The 21,860-nt window shown below is 49.1% G+C and carries 13 protein-coding genes; 6 read left to right on the forward strand and 7 right to left on the reverse strand.

All coding sequences use genetic code 11. The annotated features are described in order from the left end of the window. Positions 1-49: 49 nt before the first annotated feature. A complete protein-coding gene (locus FCU94_RS16845) occupies positions 50-1,027 on the reverse strand; it encodes an arginine deiminase-related protein (RefSeq protein WP_176289632.1) in 978 nt (325 codons plus the stop codon). A 310-nt stretch (positions 1,028-1,337) separates the two neighbouring features. On the opposite strand from FCU94_RS16845, the gene FCU94_RS16850 reads away from it, so the two are divergent. Beyond that, positions 1,338-3,191, forward strand: coding sequence for an ABC transporter ATP-binding protein (locus FCU94_RS16850; protein ID WP_176289633.1), 1,854 nt, complete (start codon positions 1,338-1,340; stop codon positions 3,189-3,191). 94 nt (positions 3,192-3,285) lie between these two features. Here the strand turns inward: FCU94_RS16850 and FCU94_RS16855 are convergent, their stop codons facing one another. The 3 genes from FCU94_RS16855 to FCU94_RS16865 all read right to left on the reverse strand — a co-directional run bounded on the left by FCU94_RS16855 (position 3,286) and on the right by FCU94_RS16865 (position 5,749). Further along, entirely contained in the window at positions 3,286-4,101 is an 816-nt protein-coding gene (locus FCU94_RS16855) for a helix-turn-helix transcriptional regulator (RefSeq protein WP_176289634.1), read from the reverse strand. Positions 4,102-4,117: 16 nt separating this feature from the next. Further along, entirely contained in the window at positions 4,118-4,714 is a 597-nt protein-coding gene (locus tag FCU94_RS16860; RefSeq protein ID WP_176289635.1) for a LysE family translocator, read from the reverse strand. Between the two features lie 186 nt (positions 4,715-4,900). Continuing rightward, entirely contained in the window at positions 4,901-5,749 is an 849-nt protein-coding gene (locus FCU94_RS16865) for a pirin family protein (protein WP_176289636.1), read from the reverse strand. Between the two features lie 185 nt (positions 5,750-5,934). On the opposite strand from FCU94_RS16865, the gene FCU94_RS16870 reads away from it, so the two are divergent. From FCU94_RS16870 to arfB, 3 genes are all read left to right on the forward strand, one after another. Continuing rightward, positions 5,935-7,230 carry an alpha/beta fold hydrolase gene (locus FCU94_RS16870; protein ID WP_176289637.1) on the forward strand — a complete coding sequence of 432 codons (1,296 nt, stop codon included), beginning with the start codon at positions 5,935-5,937 and terminating at the stop codon, positions 7,228-7,230. A 207-nt stretch (positions 7,231-7,437) separates the two neighbouring features. Continuing rightward, a complete protein-coding gene (locus FCU94_RS16875; protein WP_176289638.1) occupies positions 7,438-7,677 on the forward strand; it encodes a hypothetical protein in 240 nt (79 codons plus the stop codon). A 62-nt stretch (positions 7,678-7,739) separates the two neighbouring features. Then, entirely contained in the window at positions 7,740-8,153 is a 414-nt protein-coding gene (gene arfB, locus FCU94_RS16880) for an alternative ribosome rescue aminoacyl-tRNA hydrolase ArfB (RefSeq protein ID WP_176289639.1), read from the forward strand. 67 nt (positions 8,154-8,220) lie between these two features. Here arfB and glgB read toward each other — a convergent pair whose 3' ends face one another. The 3 genes from glgB to FCU94_RS16895 all read right to left on the reverse strand — a co-directional run bounded on the left by glgB (position 8,221) and on the right by FCU94_RS16895 (position 15,513). Then, positions 8,221-10,404, reverse strand: a complete 2,184-nt coding sequence (gene glgB / locus FCU94_RS16885) for a 1,4-alpha-glucan branching protein GlgB (RefSeq protein ID WP_176289640.1) — start codon at positions 10,402-10,404, stop codon at positions 8,221-8,223. Between the two features lie 372 nt (positions 10,405-10,776). Continuing rightward, the gene (gene malQ / locus FCU94_RS16890) at positions 10,777-12,957 is read right to left on the reverse strand and encodes a 4-alpha-glucanotransferase (protein ID WP_176289641.1); all 2,181 of its coding nucleotides are present in this window, start codon (positions 12,955-12,957) and stop codon (positions 10,777-10,779) included. A 102-nt stretch (positions 12,958-13,059) separates the two neighbouring features. After that, on the reverse strand, positions 13,060-15,513 hold the full coding sequence (locus FCU94_RS16895; protein ID WP_176289642.1) for a glycogen/starch/alpha-glucan phosphorylase: 2,454 nt from the start codon (positions 15,511-15,513) through the stop codon (positions 13,060-13,062). Positions 15,514-16,079: 566 nt separating this feature from the next. Between FCU94_RS16895 and malT the strand changes: the two genes are divergently transcribed. Together malT and FCU94_RS16905 are read left to right on the forward strand one after the other, a co-directional pair. Further along, entirely contained in the window at positions 16,080-18,788 is a 2,709-nt protein-coding gene (gene malT, locus FCU94_RS16900) for an HTH-type transcriptional regulator MalT (protein ID WP_176289643.1), read from the forward strand. Between the two features lie 157 nt (positions 18,789-18,945). Further along, positions 18,946-21,834: an alkaline phosphatase family protein gene (locus tag FCU94_RS16905; RefSeq protein WP_176289644.1), complete on the forward strand. Its 2,889-nt coding sequence runs from the start codon at positions 18,946-18,948 to the stop codon at positions 21,832-21,834. Positions 21,835-21,860 lie beyond the last annotated feature (26 nt).

Consider the following 21,860-nt stretch of genomic DNA (forward strand, 5'->3'; position numbering starts at 1 on the left):
AAAAACCGCCCATCAGTTTGGGCGGTTTTTTTGTGTCCATGTTCAAAGCTTATAACTGATGCGTACGGCTAGGCAAAAATACCTCACCAAGCATACAACGCACACTGCCACCGCCAATGTTTTCGATGGTTTGAACGTTAAATGGCATCAACTTGCCGTGACTCGATAACTGAGCCAGCTGCGCCGGTGAGAATGCATCATAAGCCGACTGCGACATGGCAATGACTTTTTCACCATTGACCGTTTCCAACTGAAGGATATTGCCACAAAACTGGTTCATTTGTTCCAGCGAAATTGAAATGACTTGCTTGTCTTTTGCCAATGATTTGAGCACAAAGCGACGCTCAAACTCAGGGATCACTTCATCGCAAATCACACAGAATCCTTCACCGATCGCCATCATCACATTGGTATGATAAATCGGCTTGCCCGACGGTAGTGCCGTTTGAAACGAGACCACACGTTGATAGCCAATACGCTGAGCATAATCTTCTAACACTTCACGATCGCAGCGTTGTGAGAGCGCAGCGTACACGGTTTGGTTTAAGTGGTCTTTGACCATCACTCCGGTGCTTTCAAGATGAGCATCTTGCCCCAAATAGTCTAACAGATCATCTTGTGCGAGCACTGGTCGACCTGCAAACTCGAGCGCTTCAACTAAGGCGTCGGTTTTCACTTCGTGCTGACGGTTTTTACACGCCATCGGAAATGTATACAAACGGCCATCGGCGGTTGTGCTGAACCAGTTATTCGGAAAAACGGCGTCAGGGGTTTCAATATCACCCAGTGGGTAATCGAACACCACCACTTGCACACCCGCCTGACGTAACTGGTCAACCATCGCGTTGAATTCCTGCATCGCCAAGTGACGGATATGGCTGGTAGTCTCGTTAACTTGGTGTTGAAATTCATTGTCTTGCGCCGTTTCAGCATTAAAGGCGAACTCTTTCGGTGGCACCATGACCACACAGTTAGCGTTTTGCACTGATAATTGTTTTTTTTCTAATATGGCTTGCTGTTTCAACATTGTGACAAACTCAATAATCTCACTCAATAACGCCAATTGTAGACATAATGTTAAATAAAATATTGCTGAAATACGCTACTAAATCGCACTCTACCCAGCAATATTTGCTGACATATAGAGAAAATACAGTAAGCATTACTGCATGGTTCAGTAAATAGATAAGTCGCGTGAATATTATGCAAAAGAAAGAATAATAAACTAGTTACATTTGAATTGGTGACGGTATACCATGGCTACGCCCTTCCTATTAATGGACGAACGCATACGCCATACCGGCGTTCCACTCTCATTGCGTGTTTAGGAAAAAGATATGTTTAAAAAGTTTGAAGGCTTTACCCAGCCTTTTCCCGACCAAGAGCCGAGCCAACCCCCAAGTGGTGTGTTTGCGTTCTGTCGTCACTACACTCGCGGTTTCGAAATCCCACTGCTGATCATGTCGATCATGGCAACGATTGTGGCAGTGGTCGAAGTCTCTCTGTTTGGCGCGATGGGTAACCTGGTCGACTGGTTATCCAACAGCAACCCTGAAACCTTTTGGCAAGATAACCGCAGCGATCTGATTTTTTATGGGGTATTGCTCCTCGTCGTGATGCCTATCTTAGTGGTGGGCTACTCGTTATTGGTTCATCAAACTCTGCTCGGCAACTACCCAATGTCGATCCGCTGGTTAGCGCACCGTTACTTGCTGAAACAGAGCTTGAACTTCTACCAAGATGACTTTGCTGGACGCGTTGCCACCAAAGTGATGCAGACCTCGCTCGCGGTGCGTGAGACCGTGATGAAGACCATGGACGTGTTTGTTTACGTCTCGGTCTACTTCACCTCAATGATCGTGCTGTTAGCCCAAGCCGACTGGCGGCTAATGATTCCTATGATCATCTGGCTGATGTGTTACGTCAGCATCCAGATTTACTTTGTCCCTAAGCTCAAACAAGTCGCTTCGGAACAAGCCGATGCTCGCTCGACCATGACAGGTCGAATTGTAGATAGCTACACCAATATCGCTACGGTAAAACTGTTCTCACACAGTAAGCGCGAAACCGTGTACGCCGAAAAAGGTATGAATGGCTTTTTGGATACCGTTTACCGCCAAATGCGCTTGGTTACGGGCTTTGATGTAGCGGTCGAAGTCACCAACTACATTTTGGTCTTCTCTATCGGTGCCCTGTCAATCTTCTTATGGATGGACAACTCCATCAGTGTCGGCGCGATTGCGATTGCCATCGCTTTGGCCTTGCGCATCAACGGTATGTCGATGTGGATCATGTGGGAAGTGGGTGCGTTATTTGAAAATATGGGTACCGTCGTCGATGGGATGAAAACGCTGTCTAAACCGATTGATATTGAAGACAAACCTAAGGCGAAGCCGCTGGTTGTCGAACAAGGTAATATCGAATTTGATAATGTTAGCTTCCACTACGGTGATAAGACCAAAGGCGTCATCAACCACCTCAACCTCACCATCAAACCCGGTGAAAAAGTGGGTCTAGTCGGCCGATCTGGAGCGGGTAAATCGACATTGGTTAACCTACTACTGCGTTTCCACGACGTAGAAAGTGGCCAAATTAAGATTGACGGTCAGGTGATCTCTGATGTCACCCAAGATTCGCTGCGCAGCAAAATCGGCATGGTGACGCAAGATACCTCGCTGCTGCACCGCTCGATTCGCGACAATATTCTCTACGGCAACCCCGACGCGTCAGAGGATGATTTACTGCGCGCGACCAAACAGGCGCACGCCCACGAGTTCATCGAGACTTTGAGCGACCCGTTTGGCAACACTGGCTACGATGCCCAAGTGGGCGAGCGCGGTGTCAAACTCTCAGGTGGACAACGTCAACGAATTGCGATTTCGCGAGTGTTGCTGAAAGATGCCCCACTGTTGATCTTAGATGAGGCGACGTCTGCCCTTGATTCAGAGGTCGAAGCGGCGATTCAAGAGAGCCTCAACGAGCTGATGCAAGGTAAAACCGTCATCGCGATCGCCCATCGGTTGTCGACCATTGCGGCGATGGACAGGCTCATCGTGCTTGATAAAGGCGAAATCGTTGAGCAAGGCACTCATCAAGAGTTGGTTAAGCAAGGCGGTATTTATGCTCAGCTCTGGGCCCATCAGACCGGTGGCTTCATCGGCGCTGAAGAAGAGACGAAGCAAAGCGCTTAACTCAACACCAAAAAAGCCAGTCACAATGACTGGCTTTTTTTGTTTTCAACCGAATGCTGGGTAACACTCACGCCCATTTCCCCCCTGCCAATGACTAAGCCTTGACGAAATGGGACTGGTAATATTTAGGCGTAACGGCGATCTTCTTTTTGAATTGACGTTGGAAGTGCGCTTGATCAGAAAAGCCCAACGTATGGGCGACGTCCAAAATGCTTTGCCCCGATTTGAGCATGACTTTGGCGCGCTTGATTTTTTCATCCATCAGGTACGCATGGGGTGGCAATCCATAGTAATGCTTGAAGGCACGCAACAATTGATATCGACTCAACTGCGCTTCTTGCGCCAATTGATCTAATTGATGGACACCACTGACATCATCCAGCAATTTCTCTCTCACCCGCTGAATATCTGGCGTCGGGCTCCCTTTGAGCACTTGGTTTTTGTCCCCAAATGCCACGGCGATAAAGTCAAACAATCGAGTTTCAATTTGCAGTCGACTGGCGTCCGACTGCACATCATGCAACAATCGGACAAATCCTTGCTTCAACACAGGATCTCGCTCCAGCGCCGCCCGAAATGGTAAATAATCAAGGCCTTGACTATCGTTCACTTCTTGCTGGGCGCGGCCCATCTGCAGTGCATCAACAAACAACATACTGTAAGACCAGCGGCCTGCTTCAGGATTACACGCATGCACATCGGCTGGGTTGATGGTCACCAAATCTCCCTGACCAATATGATGACGATGATGATGGTTGAGATATTGAGCTTGCCCTTGCTCAATAATGCCAAATGAAAATTCGTCATGGGAGTGGGCTTGATAGCACGCACTGCTATGACTGGCCACTCGCAGCTCTACCCAAGGTACCACTGTGCTCTGCTTAAAATGAGCACTGTTATCTCGTTTCATGCGCAGCTCCTTTGCGCTAGGTTGACCAAATCATGCTAACAGATACCGCGAGCACGGTCGCCATAATCCGGTTAAATATGATTTGGCGCCTGTGTTGATGGAGAAAACCGGCCAACCAGCGTCCTGCGATTGCCCACAACCCGACCCCAATAAGACAACACACCAATGAAACAAACGTAAATATCCAAAGCCACTGGAGAGGGTCGCTCTGGCCAAACACATATAAACTTACCCCAGACATGGCCACCAACCAAGCTTTAGGATTAAGCAGTTGGGTAAGCGCCCCTACCCACCAGCCGGATAAAGATCCAGACGCCTGAGTCAGTTGACTCACTGGCGCGGTAAAAATCTGATAAGCCATGTAGAGTAAAAAACCACTGCCTAGCCAACGCATAAAAACACTGACTGCGGGTAGCCACGCCACTATTTGCTGCATCAAGCTGCCACAAATAAGCACCACGACCGCGTAGGCGACCGACGCACCAATCACCAGTTTTGTCGCTTCATGATGGCCTTTTTGGATCGCGGTCGTCGTCGCCAGCAGGTTTACCGGCCCCGGCGTTGCAGCGCCGACGATGGCAAATGCGGACATCGCAAAGATAATACTGTTCATCTGTTCCTCCTATTTGCCAACAGCGTATGACACTGCAGATCCCAAGTATTGAACGAAATTGCACCCATAAAAAAACCGCACCTCTATAGGTGCGGCAAACAAAAACAACTGGCAGTGGATAGTTGGTTTTTGTGACGGCGAGATCGAACAGCGATCTCAATCAAATCATGGGCATAGGATGAACGCCTAGTAGGTTTCGAACAGCCCCATATTGTAATCACGAACCGCTTGCTCGATTTCGGTCATGCTGTTCATCACAAACGGGCCGTAATGGACCACAGGCTCGTCAATCGGCTCGCCAGCAAAAATCAGCGCGCCGCTGTCACCCTGTGTCGCCAAGTCGACTTTGCTGCCTTTTGTCAGTAACGCAAGTTCCCCCTCTTTGACGGTTTGCTTGCCAACCTCAATCGCACCGCGATAACTGAGTACCATCATATTGTGGGTTTCCGGGACAGTGAGCGAAACCTGCTGACCCGCGCGAGCTCGCCAATCGCTGACACTCAAATCGACGCCGGTTTTATCGAGCGGGCCCGACAATGCGTGTTGGTTGGCAACGACCTTCCCGGCTAATACGCGCAGCAAGCCGACTTGATCACTTTGATGTTCAGTAATCGTCTCGGGTTGAAAGTCGTGGTATTGCGCAGGTTTCATCTTGTCGCGAGCGGGTTGATTGATCCAAATTTGGAAACCATGTAATTCACCTTCCTCCATGATGGGCATTTCACTGTGAATCACCCCTCGTCCTGCTGCCATCCATTGTGCGCCGCCAGTTCTTAGCTCGCCAACATTGCCCATGTGATCACGATGTTGAAAGTGGCCTTTGAGCATATAGGTCAAGGTTTCGATACCTCGGTGAGGATGAGGAGGAAAGCCACCAACATAATCTGCTCGCTGATCAGACTTCAGCTCGTCGACCATTAAGAAGGGCGAAAACTGCTGGTTGTTAAACCCCGCAACGCGTTGGATTTTCACGCCATCGCCATCCGAAGTGGCATGGGTTCTAATAATCTGATTCACACTACGCAACACGCTCATAGCTTGTCCTCCATATTTCGATAGGAGTAAGTCTAAGCCAACCCACTCAAAAGATGAGCGGGAAGATTAGAGCCTCTCGTTCAAAATTTTTGAATAAGAGGGCGTGAAAACGCACGGCATTGGTCTGCGGTTAAGAACGCGTTAAACTACCCACTCTCACAGTCACGGATGCACAAACAATCACTATGAATGCTCTCCCTTTTACCGATGCTGGAGTGACATACACTCCGCACTACTTTACCGCTCCTCTCGATTATTCAGACTCAAGTAAAGGCACGATTACCCTTTTTGCTCGCGAGCTCAAACTCACCAGCGATGGGGAGCAAGACAAACCTTGGCTGGTCTACTTTCAGGGTGGGCCTGGGTTTCCGTCACCGCGGCAAAACGGCAATAATGGCTGGGTAAAACGCGCGCTGCAGCAATACCGCGTATTACTCCTCGACCAACGGGGCACGGGCAATAGTAGCGTTATTAGCCATCAAACCTTGGCGCACTTATCACCCGCTCAACAAGCCGATTACTTAGCCCACTTTCGTGCCGATAACATAGTGCGTGACGCCGAATTAATTCGCCAACAGTTCGCAGTGAAGCAATGGGCAATTCTTGGCCAAAGCTTTGGCGGGTTCTGCTCTCTCACCTACTTATCCCTGTTCCCTGAGAGCTTAACTCGCAGCTACATTACCGGTGGCGTGCCATCAATCTCACGCCACCCTGACGAGGTCTACCAAGCTACGTTTAAACGTACCATGGAAAAAAATCACGCCTTTTTCCAGCAGTTCCCCGAAGCTCAGCGTCTCTGTCAGCAGATAGCCAATCATTTGCTTGAACACCAAGAGTTCTTGCCCAACGGCCAGCGTTTTACGGTCGAGCAATTCCAACAGATAGGAATCAACTTCGGTGTCGCAGACTCGTTTCTACCGACTTACTATGCGCTAGAGAATGCTTTAATTGAAGTCAATGGCCAGCCAAAACTACGCTACGAATTTCTCAATAGCATGCTGATGGAGCAAGGGTTCCAAACCAACCCTATCTACGCGATTTTGCACGAATCCATCTACTGCCAAGGGGTCGCCTCTGAGTGGAGCGCACATCGAGTTCGACAAAGCGTGCCCGAGTTTAACTACAAGAAAGGCCAGCCATTCTACTTCACTGGCGAAATGGTCTTCCCTTGGATGTTCGACCAATACACCAACTTGCAACCGCTTAAACAAGCGGCCGAACTTATCGCGGCGAAACAAGATTGGCCTACCCTTTATGATAAACCGACCTTGATGCGCAACACTGTCCCCGTAAGCTGCGCGGTCTACGCCGATGATATGTTCGTTGAGATGGACATCAGCCGCGAAACTCTGGCTTTAATTCCCAACGCCAAAGCTTGGATTACCAACGAGTATGAACACAACGGTTTGCGCGCCGATGGGGAGCGAATCCTCGACCGTTTGATCGCCATCGGGGAGCAAACGGCGGCGACGCTCATCTAGGCTCATCTGCCCCGTGATTCACGGGGCCTCGCTGATAGGCAATTGTTGAGTATTTACTCTAACTCTTTAACGTTCGTTTGTGATCGACTGTTCAATCTGTGGCTATTTAGCTGTGATATGTTGACTATCAACCGAGATAAATAGGTGATCAGACCGTTATCCCCATTGGTATCGCTGATCAAATATGACAAACACTTAGGTAAATACATGTCCATTCAATATTGTGAGTACTGTGGCTGCGCCACCGAGCATAAAGAGATCATTAAGCAAAGACCGTCCCCGTATGGGAAGAGCAAAAAAGAGCAGTTTAAAGCCTTCTTGTCGGGATTTTTTGGCGGTGTTGCGGTGGGGGCAGCGTTAGCCTCGCTCGAATTGATCGACCGCTACGTGGTTTGCCAGCAATGCGGGACTAAAAAGCTCGAAAACCATGGCGAAGAATTTAAGTAGCCCAATTAGAGCTGCGCGCGCCAAATGCGCTACAATAGCGTTTTTTCCAACGCCAAAGACTGATGCTGAAAATATCCAACAACGTGACACTCCAAGCTTGGGAAATACAACTGACCGCGATTCGTGCCCAAGGCGCAGGTGGACAAAACGTTAACAAGGTGTCGTCAGCGATTCATCTTCAGTTCGACATCCAACGCTCAACACTCCCTGCTGTGTACAAGCAGCGCCTGCTCGCATTGAATGATTCGCGAATTTCGAAACAAGGGGTGATCACCATTAAGGCGCAGCAGTTCCGCACCCAAGAGCAAAATCGAGAGGATGCCCTCAACCGACTGGCAGAACTCATTCGCAGTGCCATGGTGGTTCAGAAAAAACGCCGAGAGACGAAACCAACGCGCGCTTCTAAAGAGCGCCGTCTGAAGAGCAAAAACATCAAATCGCAAACCAAATCACTGCGTGGACGTATCCAACATTAAACCAGCCGCAGTACGTCAATGGCATTTATGCTAAAAACAAGCCCAGCGTCGCTGGGCTTTTTCACCGTTAACTGAGTTTTAATTTGTAGAACACAGTCGCTAACGGCGGGATCTTCAACGTCAGTGATTGGGCTAAACCTTGGCTTTCTTTTGCTTCGGTATTCACCGTATCTAACACTTGATAATCACTGCCGTGATACTTGGCATCATCAGTATTAAGGAGCAACTGATACGTCCCCTGCAATGGCACACCAAGGCGGAACTCATTGTGTGGCACTGGCGTAAAGTTGCTGATCACCAAAATCCGCTCGCCACTGTCACTCAATCGCTCATGCGCTAAGACGGAAGCGTCTGCCGCATCCTGCAAGCGCCATTCATAACCGCGTGGCTCACTATCGAGTTCATACAGCGCTTTTTCACTGGTGTAGAGCTTATTGAGATCACGCGTTAACGACTGCACGCCTTGATGGCGCTCAAAATCAAGCAAGAACCATTGCAGCTGGTCATCATGATTCCACTCACCAGTTTGGCCGAACTCTGCGCCCATAAAGTTAAGTTTTTTACCGGGTTGCGCGTACATGTAACCTAAGTAAGCCCGTAAGTTCGCGGTTTGCTGCCACTCATCGCCAGGCATCTTATTATGGATAGAACCTTTGCCGTACACCACTTCGTCATGAGACAACGACAACACATAGTTTTCACTATGCGCATAAACAAGCGGAAAGGTGATGGTATCGTGATGATATTTGCGATGAACAGGGTCTTCTTGGATGTAAGAGAGTGAGTCGTGCATCCAGCCCATGTTCCACTTAAAGCCAAAACCCAAACCGCCCATGAACGTCGGCGCAGACACGCCAGGGAAAGCCGTCGATTCTTCGGCAATCGTCATCGCATTGGGGAAGTACTTGTACACTTCCTCATTCATCCACTTCAAGGTCGCAATAGCGTCATAATTTTCATTTCCGCCGTCGACATTAGGCACCCACTGATCGTGGCTACGAGAATAGTCGAGGTAGAGCATTGAGGCCACCGCGTCGACGCGAATACCGTCGATATGGAACTGTTCAAACCAATAAAGTGCGTTGGAAACCAAGAAACGGCGCACGTGCTCGCGGCCCAGATCGTAAATATAAGAGTTCCAGTCTTGATGCCAACCACGACGAGGATCGGGATCGTGGAATAGCGGCGTACCATCGAAATTGGCTAAACCGTGATCATCGGATGGGAAATGCGCGGGCACCCAATCGAGTACCACACCAAGTCCCGCTTGGTGACACTGGTCAACGAAATATTTAAAGTCATCTGGCGAGCCGTAACGACTGGTCGGCGCAAACAACCCGACAGGTTGGTAACCCCAAGAGCCGTAGAAAGGATGCTCAGAAACTGGCATCAGTTCTACATGGGTATAGCCCATGTCAACCAAGTAAGGGATCAGTTGGTCGGCCAACTCGCGATAGTTGAGAAAATCACCATTTGCCGCTCGACGCCAAGAGCCAGGGTGCAGCTCATAAAATGACAAGGCTTGCTTGCGTTTCTCTGTCACTGGGCGCTGCTGCCATTGTTGATCTTGCCATTGATAACGGCTGTGATCGTAGGTCACTGACGCAAAAGAAGGATACTGCTCCGCGTAGGCGCCCCATGGGTCTGCTTTGTGCGGTAGCCCTTCACCATTTGGCCCTTTCAGTTCAAACTTGTATTGAGTACCTTCTGGCAAGTTAGGAACAAAAAGCCCCCAAATGCCGTAATCAAGGCGCTGCATCGGCGTGCGACGACCATCCCACTGGTTGAACTCACCCACTAAGCTGCATGCACTCGCGTGCGGGGCATAGACCAAAAAGCGAATACCTGAAATCTGCTTACCATCGCGCTCTAAGGTGACAAACTGCGCCCCCATATGCTTGTACATCTCTTTTGGCGTATGTAGATCGTCATATTCCGCATAGATGTTGTGATATTGGTAAGGGTCATCGATTAACTGTTCAGTCCCGTTCCAGTCCACCGCCAATAAATAGTGGGTAAGGTGCAAGTCGCGCTGCTGTTTTAAAATAAACCCTGACGCATCTTCGCGTTCTAATTCTATGCGTTCCTCATCAATCACCAACTCGACTTTATCGGCACCTGGCATCCATACCCGAAGCGCTCCCTGCTTAGGGTCGATAAAAGGACCAATAAAAGAAAAAGGATCTGGAAATGTCGCATGCGAAAGTTGGTTATATATCTTTGTTGCCTTATCTAACGTTGTTGTTTTCAAGTCGTCCTCTCCCTAACCTAACTTTCTGGCCGAAAACCGGCACGGATTGCGCTATTCATCTATACAGTCATCTACGCCATTTACGGGCTAAGAATACTGCTATCTGTATGACTCATAGCTGGTCAAATAACCGAAAAAGCCCGCTAAGTAGCGGGCTTGATTAGCATGTTTCTAGTTTACCGAATTCCTGCTCTACAGAGAGTGACCTATCCTTAAATTTTCTATGTAAATCTAGGGTCTGTTAACCTTTAGCGGTTAAGTTTGGTTCGAGATAGAAACGTTTTAGACGCAAAGAGGAGTGTTTGCCTAACATCCTAAGCAAACACTCCTCAATAAAGCATTAAACGCTTTTCTAGCCGAACCCTTCGGGCACTATTTGCTGACTTTGCCGCGCACTTCTGTCAGTTTGTGCGCGATACGGTTGACACCTTCGTGAGCAAAAACTTCATCTAGGTTCATGGACAGTTTACGACGCCAGTTAGGATACTCATCGACCGTGCCCGGGATGTTAACTGGCTTGTCCATTTCTAACCAATCTTCCAACTGCACACTCAGCAGTGTAGATGCACCGGCAGCGACATGCAGTTGCAACGCTTCTGCTAAATACGAGTCCATCGGCACGTATTGCGCGTCTCGGCCCACACCTTCCGGCAGGTAGCCATGCCAAGCAACAGAGTCCAAAATGCCTTGCTTCGATTCGAGGCGATCGGCAAATAGGGTTTTTAGTTGCTCTGCATCTGGGTATAGACCAAGCTCTTCGCCCATCTTTAAGTCATCACAGTGCCAAAAGCCACGTAAGGTCGGCATATCGTGGGTACATAAAGCCGACATCGACTGCTCAGCATAGTGTACTGGTGAAATGTAGCCACCATCGTCTTCAGACGTTTCAAAGAAGAAGACTTTGTACGAGTGCACACCTGCTTCACGCAAAATATCAACAATCTCATCAGGCACGGTGCCTAAATCTTCACCGATCACGCTGCACTGATGACGGTGAGATTCAAGGGCTAAGATAGCCAGCATGTCTTCAACTGGGTAGTAGATGTAGGCGCCTTGGGTGGCGTTTTCACCTTTTGGAATCCACCACAAACGCAGTAACCCCAGTACATGGTCGATGCGCAGTGCACCACAGTGTTTCATGTTGGCACGCAGTAACTTGATATAGGCGTCGTAGCCGGTTGCTTGCAGAACTTGCGGGTTGAGTGGCGGCAGACCCCAGTTTTGTCCCAGTGGTCCAAGAACATCAGGCGGCGCACCGATGCTAGCATCCATCACCAGATTACCTTCATCTGCCCAAGTCTCACTGCCTGAATCCGCCACACCAACGGCGAGGTCGCGGTATAAACCAACCGACATGCCTTTCTCTTCGGCTAGCGCTTGCGCTTCTTTGATTTGAATATCAGCAATCCACTGCAAGTACATGTAAAGGTGTACTTTATCTTGATTCTGCTCGATAAAGGCTTGGACGGCGCTGGTATCAAATTGACGATACTCTTCAGGGAAAACCGGCCAGCCCCAAACGTTGCTGTCTTCGGCATGCAACTTAGCGTGTAGAGCGTCAAATGCCGCTTGATGCATCAAGCTCTCGCCGCCTTCTTCTACAAACGCCAAGAACATCTCCGCGCGCTCAGTGTTTTTATCCAGATGGCGTTTTTTGAACTCGTCAAACAGGAGCGGGAGAACGCTCAATTTTAGGTCGGCCACTTCGGTATAATTAACCCAGTGAGCGTCGCGCGCTTTTTGCAAACGTTGCTGGAACTCTGCGCTACCGACGCGCTGCTGCGCTTCAATGCTGAGCGCAAATTCTGGAACCGAGCTAACATCAATATAAAGGATATTGAGCCAACGACGTGATGAAGGGCTATACGGACTCGCGCCTTCTGGATTGGCAGGGAACAGTGAATGGATCGGGTTCAAACCGACAAAGTCACCTCCGCGTGACGCAATATCCGCCACCAACTGTTTTAAGTCGCCAAAGTCACCCATCCCCCAGTTGTGTTGGGTACGCAAGGTGTAAAGCTGGACGCTGGGCCCCCACATTTTTTTGCCACGCTCAATCGCGTCTTGTTTATAACAAGCACGTGGCGTCACAATTAAAGTCATCTCATACGGCGCTTTGCGGCGCTTACGCATGATGGTTAGCTTGTGATAGCCCCAAGCGATATCACTCGGCAATGCAAACACTAAAGGGCCACCCTCACTACGCTCATCGCGTACGATTTGCGACTGAAGATAGCCTTCAAGTACCTCTCCCTGTTCGGTATCCAGACGCCAGCTAAACTCACTCTCTCTAGCACTCGCTCCTAGGTTAAGGGAGACCTCTACAGGCTCGCCATCACGCACCACTAATACCGGTTCGAGCACATCTTTCTTATGCTTTTTCTCCGCCGATTTTAGGAGTGTTTCATCATTGGTTGTATCGTAGCCTAACGACGCAAGTAAGTGGCGAATGGTCTCATCAGACACCTTCGCTTCATCTCCCCACGCGCTCACGTAGCTGTCGGCAATTCTCGCCATTTCAGCGACTTGTTTTAATGCGTTTTGTTGTTTCATCGCTCTCTCCGAAGGACTGCTTATACCTTCAAAATGTAGGGTTATCTATTGTGTATAATAAGTAGAGCCAAGGCGCGAGGCCTTGGCTTTTTTGGGCTTGATTTAGCGTTTCACCTCTTCAAGTTTCCAGATGTTGTTCACGTAATCTCGAATGGAGCGGTCAGAGGTGAACTTACCGACCAACGCCGTGTTGAGTATCGCTTTCTTCGCCCAACCCGCTTGGTCTTGGTACTGCTTACTCATGGCTTCGTGCGCTTGAACGTAAGAAGCGAAATCGGCTAAGCAGAGGTAAGGGTCTCCACCATCGAGCAAGCTATCGTAAGTAGCGCGAAGCAAACCTGGTTGACCTGGAGTGAACTCATCACCTAGCAGTAGGTCGAGTGACGCTTTCAACAGTGGGTCGGCGTGGTAGTAATCGTAAGGGTTGTAGCCAGCGGCTTTGAGTGCCACGACTTCATCCACTTCAAGACCGAAGATGTAGATGTTGTCGTCGCCCACTTCTTCACGAATTTCTACGTTCGCGCCATCCATAGTACCAATCGTAAGTGCACCATTTAGTGCCATCTTCATGTTACCTGTGCCCGACGCTTCTTTACCCGCTAGCGAAATTTGCTGTGACACATCGGCGGCAGGAATAATGATTTCAGCCATACTGACGCGGTAATCAGGGATGAAGACCACTTTCAGCTTATTGCCAATACGAGGGTCGTTATTGATCTTCTCAGCCACCTTGTTCACGGCAAAAATGATCTCTTTCGCTAAGTGGTAACCCGGCGCAGCTTTAGCCGCAAAGATTGCCACACGTGGAGTGCACTCAAAACCCGGTTCGTTAATGATGCGGTGGTACAAAGACAGAATGTGCAGAAGGTCTAGGTGCTGACGCTTGTACTCGTGTAAACGCTTAATTTGTACATCAAAAATCGCGTTCGTATCGAGCTCGATACCCATGTTCGTTTGAACCCAGTCCGCTAGGCGCTGTTTGTTGGCTTTTTTCACCGCCATGAAGGCCTTTTGGAACTTAGCATCGTCGGCGAATTTAGCGATACCTTCAAGTTGCTCAAGCTTCGCTGGCCACTCGCTACCAATTTTGTCGGTGATCAGTTGCGACAGACCAGGGTTACAGAACTTCAACCAACGACGTGGGGTAATACCGTTAGTCACGTTGTGTAGGCGAGTTGGGAACATCTCATGGAACTCTGGGAACAGGTCTTTTTTCACCAACTCTGAGTGAAGCGCTGCCACACCATTGACCGCGTAAGAGCCGATCACACACAGGTTCGCCATACGGACCATGCGGTGGAAACCTTCTTCGATGATAGACAGTTTTGCCTGCTTCTCACCATCACCAGGCCACATCGCACGCACCTCTTGTAGGAAGCGATGGTTGATTTCGAAGATGATTTCCATATGACGTGGTAGTAGACGTTGGATCAACGATTCTGGCCACGTTTCTAGCGCTTCAGGAAGCAAAGTATGGTTGGTGTAAGCGAAGGTTTGTGAGCTGATTTCCCACGCTTTTTCCCATGATAGACCTTTTTCATCGATCAAAATGCGCATCAGCTCTGGAATAGCGATGGTTGGGTGAGTATCGTTAAGCTGAATGGTTTCTTGTTTTGGCAGATCAGCCAACGCAAAGCCTGCCGCTTCATGGCGACGAAGAATATCGCGAACCGATGCCGCTGAGTGGAAGTACTGCTGCATCAAACGCAGCGTTTTGCCTTTCTCGTGGTTGTCGTTCGGGTATAGAACTTTGGTAATATTGCCTGCGTCAATCAGCGCGTGCTGCGCTTCGAAGTAGTCACCATTGTTGAAACTGGCTAGCGAGAACGGCGCAATGGCCTGACATTCCCACAGACGCAACGGGTAAACCGTGTCTGACTCGTAACCGACGATTGGCAGATCCCAAGGCATCGCTCTTACTGTCATACCTGGAACCCATTTGCGAACTTCGCGACCATTTTCATGAGTCACTTCGACATGGCCATAAAAGCCGATCTCTTGAGCCAGTTCAGGGCGAGCCACTTCCCATGGGTAACCTTCTACGCCGCGCCACGCGTCAGGCGCTTCTTGTTGACGCCCCTCTTTAAATGACTGTTTGAACAGGCCGTATTCATAGTGCAGGCCGTAACCGACCGTCGGAAATTCTTGCGCTGCACAGGAGTCCATGAAACACGCAGCAAGGCGACCTAAACCACCGTTACCCAATGATGGGTCGCGCTCTTCTTCAAGCAGATCCGTAAGGTTTTGACCCAGCTCGCTCATCGCTTCAGTGATCTGGTCATACAGACCTAGGCTGATCAAGTTGTTACCAGTTAAACGGCCAATCAAGAACTCAAGCGAAAGGTAGTTAACGCTTTTGGCATTTTGTATCTTTGGATCTTGCTCAGTCTTTAATAAATCAAGCGTGGTAATCTCAGCCAGCGCTTTGCCCATCGCGAGGTACCATTCACGCGACGTCGCGGTTTCAAGCGTTTTAGCGTAAGTCGCAGAAAGGTGCATCTTCACATCGGCTTGAAACGAAGCCTTGTCAAAGTTTTTCTGTTGCGTAGGTTTCATTAGAGAAATCTCACTTATTGGTTTTAATCCATCTGTGCCATATCGTGCATTGACATGCTCAGCAAAACATCCTCCCACCTAGTACCCAATTTAGGAGGAGGAAACAGGGCGTAGAGGGTGTATCGTCATGGCTCAGTGATCTAACTCTCATTAAAAAATAGCAACACCTGAGCTCGGGTGATAAAGATCACACCATCAACGAATTTAGCCTAGTTGTGATGTATTAAAGATACAGGTTGGGGGGAATATCTATTTGGTCAATATGTATACTGAGTCACATAATGTTTTCACTTAAAGTGCAAATTTCACTGAATGTCGTACAGACAGAGAGTTAGAACACAGTTCCCCACCAATCATTTAGTGACTCTCATCACAAATATAGGGCGTAGAAGAGACCAAAATGTGAAATATGCGAAAAACCGACGGCTGATCAATAACTGTTGCTTTTAATCTCCAGTAATATTCTTGCCAATAAGCCAAATTGAACAAATTTTGCTCAAGATTGCATCCCATTCACTGACAGTGAACCCGTGATCGCCAGCAGGATAACGAATAGGGAACAAAAGATGTGGATTCCTTCAAAATTAACGCGCCCAGGTCGATTGCATAACGCAATCGTACGACCAAGAGTGCTTGATTTACTGCAACAAGCGCCTTTCTACAAACTGGTGCTACTCCGCTCCCCTGCTGGATATGGCAAAACCACGATGGCGGCGCAATGGCTGTCAGATAAGCCTCATGTGGGTTGGTATAGCATAGATGAGAGCGACAACGACTCATTTCGCTTTATTAACTACTTACTGAAAGCGCTCAACAAAGCCACTGATAGCAGTTGCCCAAACTCGCAAAAACTGGCCGAAAAACGCCAGTTTTCGTCACTTCATTCCCTGTTTGGTGAAGTGTTTACCGAAATGTCGAATTTTCATCAAGAGTGCTATCTGGTGCTGGATGATTATCATTTGATCGCCGATGATGAAATTCACGAAGCGATGCGCTTCTTTCTAAAACACATGCCCGATAATTTAACTTTGGTGGTGACAAGCCGCGCTGCGCCTCCACTCGGCACCGCAAACCTGCGCGTTCGCGACTTAATGATTGAGATCGGCGATGAGCTACTCGCGTTTGACACCGAAGAGACCACGCGCTTCTTTAATCAGCGCGTCAGTGACGGCATTGATGACACCACAGCCAATAACTTGCGCCAGTATGTTGAAGGTTGGCCATCTGCACTGCAGTTGATCGCACTACAGGCACAACATCAGCACAAAACGCTCGCTCAATCAGCCGAGTCGTTCTCGCAGTTTAATCACGCTCATTTATGGGATTACTTGGTTGAAGAAGTGTTCGATCTGCTCGATCAAGAGACTCGCCTGTTCCTGTTGCAATGTTCGGTGCTTGACCATTTCAACGACCAACTCGTTTCTGAACTGACCGAGCGTGAAGATGCACTCAGTATGATAGAGTCACTCAACCGCTTTGGTCTGTTTATTCATCCTCTAGAAGGCGAGCAGAACTGGTACCGTTTCCACAATTTGTTCGCAGAGTTCCTCTCTCATGAGCGCACCGCCCGTATTCCTCAACAAGAAAAACCCTTGCACCGCAAAGCGGCCACCGCTTGGTTGAAGCTGTCCTCGCCTCACCAAGCTCTGCGCCACGCTCAGGACGCGAGCGATAGCCAATTGACCGCAGATATCTTAAGCCAATACGGTTGGAAGATGTTTAATAGCGGTGAACTGCAAACGTTGGAAAAGGCCATCAACTCTCTGACCACAGAGCAGCTCTACAGCGAACCTAAGCTGTGTATGTTGCAGGCTTGGCTGGCACAAAGCCAGCACCGGTATAACGACGTGGGCGATCTGTTGTCCAAAGCCGATCAGCATATGGCCAAGCTCAATGTGGTTCTGAGTAGCAAAGAGCAAGGCGAGTTTAACGCGTTACGCGCCCAAGTAGCGATCAACCGCAATGAACCCGAGCAAGCCCTAGAGCTCGCAGAGCTCGCGCTCAGCCAACTTGATTCCACCGTCTACCGCAGCCGCATCGTGGCCACTTCTGTCGTCGGTGAGGTCAACCATGTTTTAGGTCACCTCAGCCGAGCGCTGCCTATGATGCAGCAAACAGAAAAACTCGCGCGCCAATACCAGGTTTATCATCAAGCGTTGTGGGCGATGCTACAACAGAGCGAGATTTTAATTGCTCAGGGTTATGTGCAAGCCGCTTACGAAGTTCAGGATAATGCGTTCAAGCTAATCGAAGAGCAGCAACTTCACCAGGTGCCTTTGCACGAATTTTTACTACGGGTGCGCGCGCAGATCCTGTGGTGTTGGAACCGCCTCGATGAAGCCGAAGAGTGCGCATACAAAGGACTGGATGTACTCGGTAACCACAGCCCAAGTAAGCACTTACATAGCTACTCTATGTTGGCACGCATAGCCATTGGTCGTGGTGAAATTGACAAAGCAGGCAAATTTATCGATCAGATTGTGCATCTACTCAAGCAGTCAACCTACCACGTTGACTGGACAGCGAATGCCTCACTTTCTCTGATCCTGTTTTGGCAAGCGCGCGGCGATCTCGAGTCTATTGAGCAATGGCTCGAGACGACGGTGCGTCCGGAGCAAGCATGTAACCACTTTACCCAACTTCAGTGGCGCAACATTGCCCGCGCCCAAATCGCGCTCGGGAAACTGGACGACGCGGATGAAACCTTGAGTTTTATCCAGCAACAAGCCAGTGACAACGAACTGCTGACCGATACCAACCGTAATTTAATTGTACGCGCGGTATTAGCCCTCTCTCAGCATGATGAGCCGCAAGCGCAACACTACCTGAAACAAGCGCTTGAGTTGACGAACCAAACTGGAATGCTGGGCAACTTCCTGGTCGATGGCAATAAAATTGGCCATATCCTTGAAAAACTCAACAACAAACACGATTTGGGTGATTTAGAGCGCCATCGTGCCCAACAGTTGTTGAAGGCCATTTCAACCCATCAACGTAGTAGCTCGATCCACTTTGATGAAGAGTTTATTGAGAAGCTCGTCAACCACCCAAACATTCCAGAGTTGGTGCGTACAAGCCCGCTAACGCAACGCGAGTGGCAGGTTCTGGGCTTGATCTACTCTGGCTTCAGCAACGAACAAATTGCGCAAGAGCTTGACGTTGCGGGTACGACGATCAAAACGCACATTCGCAATCTGTACCAAAAACTAAATATTGCGAACCGAAAAGAGGCGATTAAAACGGCTGAGAATCTGTTGCAGTTAATGGGGTACTGAGCCCGCCCCCACCCCAGCGTTAAAAACGTAAGGCTCAATCCTTACGTTTTTTTATCTTGACTCCAAGATGAGTGTTTAACCGTCTTTGCCGCTGGGCATGTTGCGCTTCTAATGCCACAATGTCATTGATATCTATAAATTAATGAGAATACGTTCAATGGCTTGGCTTAAGGTTTCTACCCTCTCTATTGCACTTGGCTGTGCAATTTCCATCCCGTTTAGTTCGCAAGCCGAACTGGGCGATACTCCCATCATAGGCGGGATCTTTAACTCATCCCACATACTGAAAAACCAAATCCTTGGTTCACTCTCTTACTCCACCCGGTTTGCCCGTGATATGACGCTGTTTACTATCGGTGGGATGACTCTGGAAACTTACCTGCTTACGCTCCCCTTAGACGCCAAAACCAAAGCGAGCGTGATGGGTCAGTTAGCCGATCCGAGCTACTCGATTCCACTGGGCTATTTTCTCTATCAATTCTACGACCGATACAGCGACATTGAACCAGGAGATCATTTCAAAGCCCATTTAGAGACGGTCTACGACCCACAAGTACTCAAAGGTTTTGAGCACTCGCTATATCATTTGCAACCTCAGCCCGAGACACCTGTAACTCAAGTGAACAAGGAGCAGTCTCATCATGAAGGTATCAAGGTCGATCGTGACTTTATCGCCACCATGGTGACCGTCTACGATGCGCTAGTACAAATTGGTGAGTGGCAAAATATGGAGCACCTACCCGATCAATACCAGTATCTGACCCATGCAGACGCCGACCTAAATTTGGTTGATAAGATTCAACCCATTGTGGTTGATATTATTGATCAGGCCGCAGCAGGTATGGATAACGGAGAGATGAAAAATGCTCTGCTGACGATTGTCGCAGACGGCGCCGCCGAACGGGCTCACGTGCCCAATAACAAAGCTCAAGCATTGACCATTACCTTGATTGACTTCGTCCGACTCAATGTCCTCAAAGCCTACCGTCAGTTTGTTTTTAATGACGAACGTCAGCAGCAACTTGATGACTGGCTGCAGACGAGCTTTGACCGCAACCCGCTCGAAACTCATGCATTTCTCTACTCGCAACAACACCGGCGCTTAGCAGTACAAGTTACCGTTGACGGACTGCAACAAGGACTGATTGAGGGACTTGTCGATCCTAGCCTACCGTTTGTAAAGCAGGCCTACCGCAATTATCAACAGCGAGAGCAACTCTCCACGCCACTGGCGACATCCCGTCCCGAACACGCGCTCGATATGCGTTTTTTGCAAACCTTAGCCGAACAAACCTACCAAGACCCAAACTACCTACCCTTTTTCAAACACCTCTATGCAACGCATCGTGACTCGATTGCCCAAGTTGGGATTTCATCGACCCCAACGATTAGTGTGCGCAATCTTCCTATCATCAAAACAGGCGCAAAGGTCGCCGGAAAGCAGGGCACCGGCATTCCTAACTTTCACTTTGTTGACCGCGAGCAAGATCGAGCCTACTACTTCTTTGGCAATGATGCGTTACAACTTGATCGCTTAATGCAGCACAATCAAGTACAAACTATGTTTGACCGCCTGGTCCATCTTAAAACTTTAAACTGCAACGCCCAATATGACTGGAATGCCCACACTAGCTATGACGGCCTGGTGAACTTAGGTGCGGGAGAAGCGCTCAGAGATTTTGGTGAGAAACGCTGTTTGCGCGAGCTCGATCAAAGGGCGCAAGTGGAAACGACATTAACTAAGCTTCGCCAATCCTTGATGGACAACATCACTACTTATCTGGACATCCCTCGCTGGGATATCTATACCCGGTTGACCAGAAAATGGAAAATTGAGCAAGACCTGACTCACTACAGTAAGCTTGATGGCCAAGGCATGCCTGATTACACTCTGATCTACAACCCGTGGCCAGATCACTTTGCTCACTTTGTTGGGCCTTTTAGTGACGAGATCATCATGCCGAGTGGCGAACTCAACCGTTTGGATTATTGGCTAAGGCGGGTTGAGCAAAGTTATCGTCGAGCGGGCGTCTACTCGCAAACATTATGGGGCATGGCAGGCGATCACGGACTCGCGCCCGTTTACTACACCTTAAACCCAGAAAAAACGATTTTCGAACCATTACAAGAGAAACTTGGCTACCCACTGGTGGTGAAGAAGATCTCATCTGACGAAGGAGAAGGGCCAAAGATAACCAATGCACTCAATTATCCGACCAACCATGGACTTGATGTGGTTGTCGCATCGACGGCAGGCGGCAACTTCATGCTTGACCTCTTTAACGCCGAACAAGGTTGGGCCACTCAACCTGTTTATTCAGAGCTGATACGATGGCAGCCGATCAACGCCCAAGCTGGAGAGCGTATCGATATCATCACGCAGGCACTTCACTATTTAGGTGATAGCCTCGACTATATGGTGTTGCGCCAACAGAGTTGCAACGAACAGCAGTGCCATGTTCGTCTCGTGGCTAAACGAGACGGTCAGCGCTATGATGAGCAGATCATCAAACAGGGTGAGCGTTATTACTATGGCGCCATGGATACGGCCTCTCACAACGTTAAGCTGCTGGATGTTAAAACGCTGAATCCGTACTTATCACAACCCTCTAAACAAGCACTCGATAACTTTGCCTACCTAGTCGGAAAGTGTGTTGATCGAGCGGATATTCGCAATAGTCAAACATGGTGTAATGCTGAACAATGGCGTGAGCTCACTCGTTTCACCCCTCGCCCCGACTCAGTGGTACAGCTTGCGGCACTCTATGCCGAGGAGAGAGCCGGTACGATTAACCTCTTCCCACGTCAAGGGGTGGGTTACAATACCAAAGTACCAGGTCGACATGCAGGTGAGAGCTACTTAGAAAAAGATGCCTTTATTGGCTTTTGGGGCGCCCCTGTCGGTCAAAACTCGACGCCATTGACGATAGAGGCAAATGGCTCACTAGCGCCAACGCTGTACGAGTACCTGACTGGTGATGAGGTCGTGGCAGGAGAGAATGGGTGGGGGTATCCTTCACTGCTCAACAAGCTCGATATACACTAGTCCGCAAACAGTAAAAAAGCGCCGAT

Origin of the sequence: Vibrio sp. JPW-9-11-11, assembly GCF_013369335.1 — a bacterium.
Taxonomy (GTDB): Bacteria; Pseudomonadota; Gammaproteobacteria; order Enterobacterales; family Vibrionaceae; genus Vibrio.

Bases quoted from the DNA above. Each gene is read 5' to 3' on its own strand.
- FCU94_RS16845 (WP_176289632.1), bottom strand. From the start codon at position 1,027: ATGTTGAAACAGCAAGCCATATTAGAAAAAAAACAATTATCAGTGCAA.
- FCU94_RS16870 (WP_176289637.1), top strand. From the start codon at position 5,935: ATGAATGCTCTCCCTTTTACCGATGCTGGAGTGACATACACTCCGCAC.
- malT (WP_176289643.1), top strand. From the start codon at position 16,080: ATGTGGATTCCTTCAAAATTAACGCGCCCAGGTCGATTGCATAACGCA.
- FCU94_RS16895 (WP_176289642.1), bottom strand. From the start codon at position 15,513: ATGAAACCTACGCAACAGAAAAACTTTGACAAGGCTTCGTTTCAAGCC.
- FCU94_RS16905 (WP_176289644.1), top strand. From the start codon at position 18,946: ATGGCTTGGCTTAAGGTTTCTACCCTCTCTATTGCACTTGGCTGTGCA.
- malQ (WP_176289641.1), bottom strand. From the start codon at position 12,957: ATGAAACAACAAAACGCATTAAAACAAGTCGCTGAAATGGCGAGAATT.
- arfB (WP_176289639.1), top strand. From the start codon at position 7,740: ATGCTGAAAATATCCAACAACGTGACACTCCAAGCTTGGGAAATACAA.
- FCU94_RS16855 (WP_176289634.1), bottom strand. From the start codon at position 4,101: ATGAAACGAGATAACAGTGCTCATTTTAAGCAGAGCACAGTGGTACCT.
- FCU94_RS16865 (WP_176289636.1), bottom strand. From the start codon at position 5,749: ATGAGCGTGTTGCGTAGTGTGAATCAGATTATTAGAACCCATGCCACT.
- FCU94_RS16860 (WP_176289635.1), bottom strand. From the start codon at position 4,714: ATGAACAGTATTATCTTTGCGATGTCCGCATTTGCCATCGTCGGCGCT.
- FCU94_RS16875 (WP_176289638.1), top strand. From the start codon at position 7,438: ATGTCCATTCAATATTGTGAGTACTGTGGCTGCGCCACCGAGCATAAA.
- FCU94_RS16850 (WP_176289633.1), top strand. From the start codon at position 1,338: ATGTTTAAAAAGTTTGAAGGCTTTACCCAGCCTTTTCCCGACCAAGAG.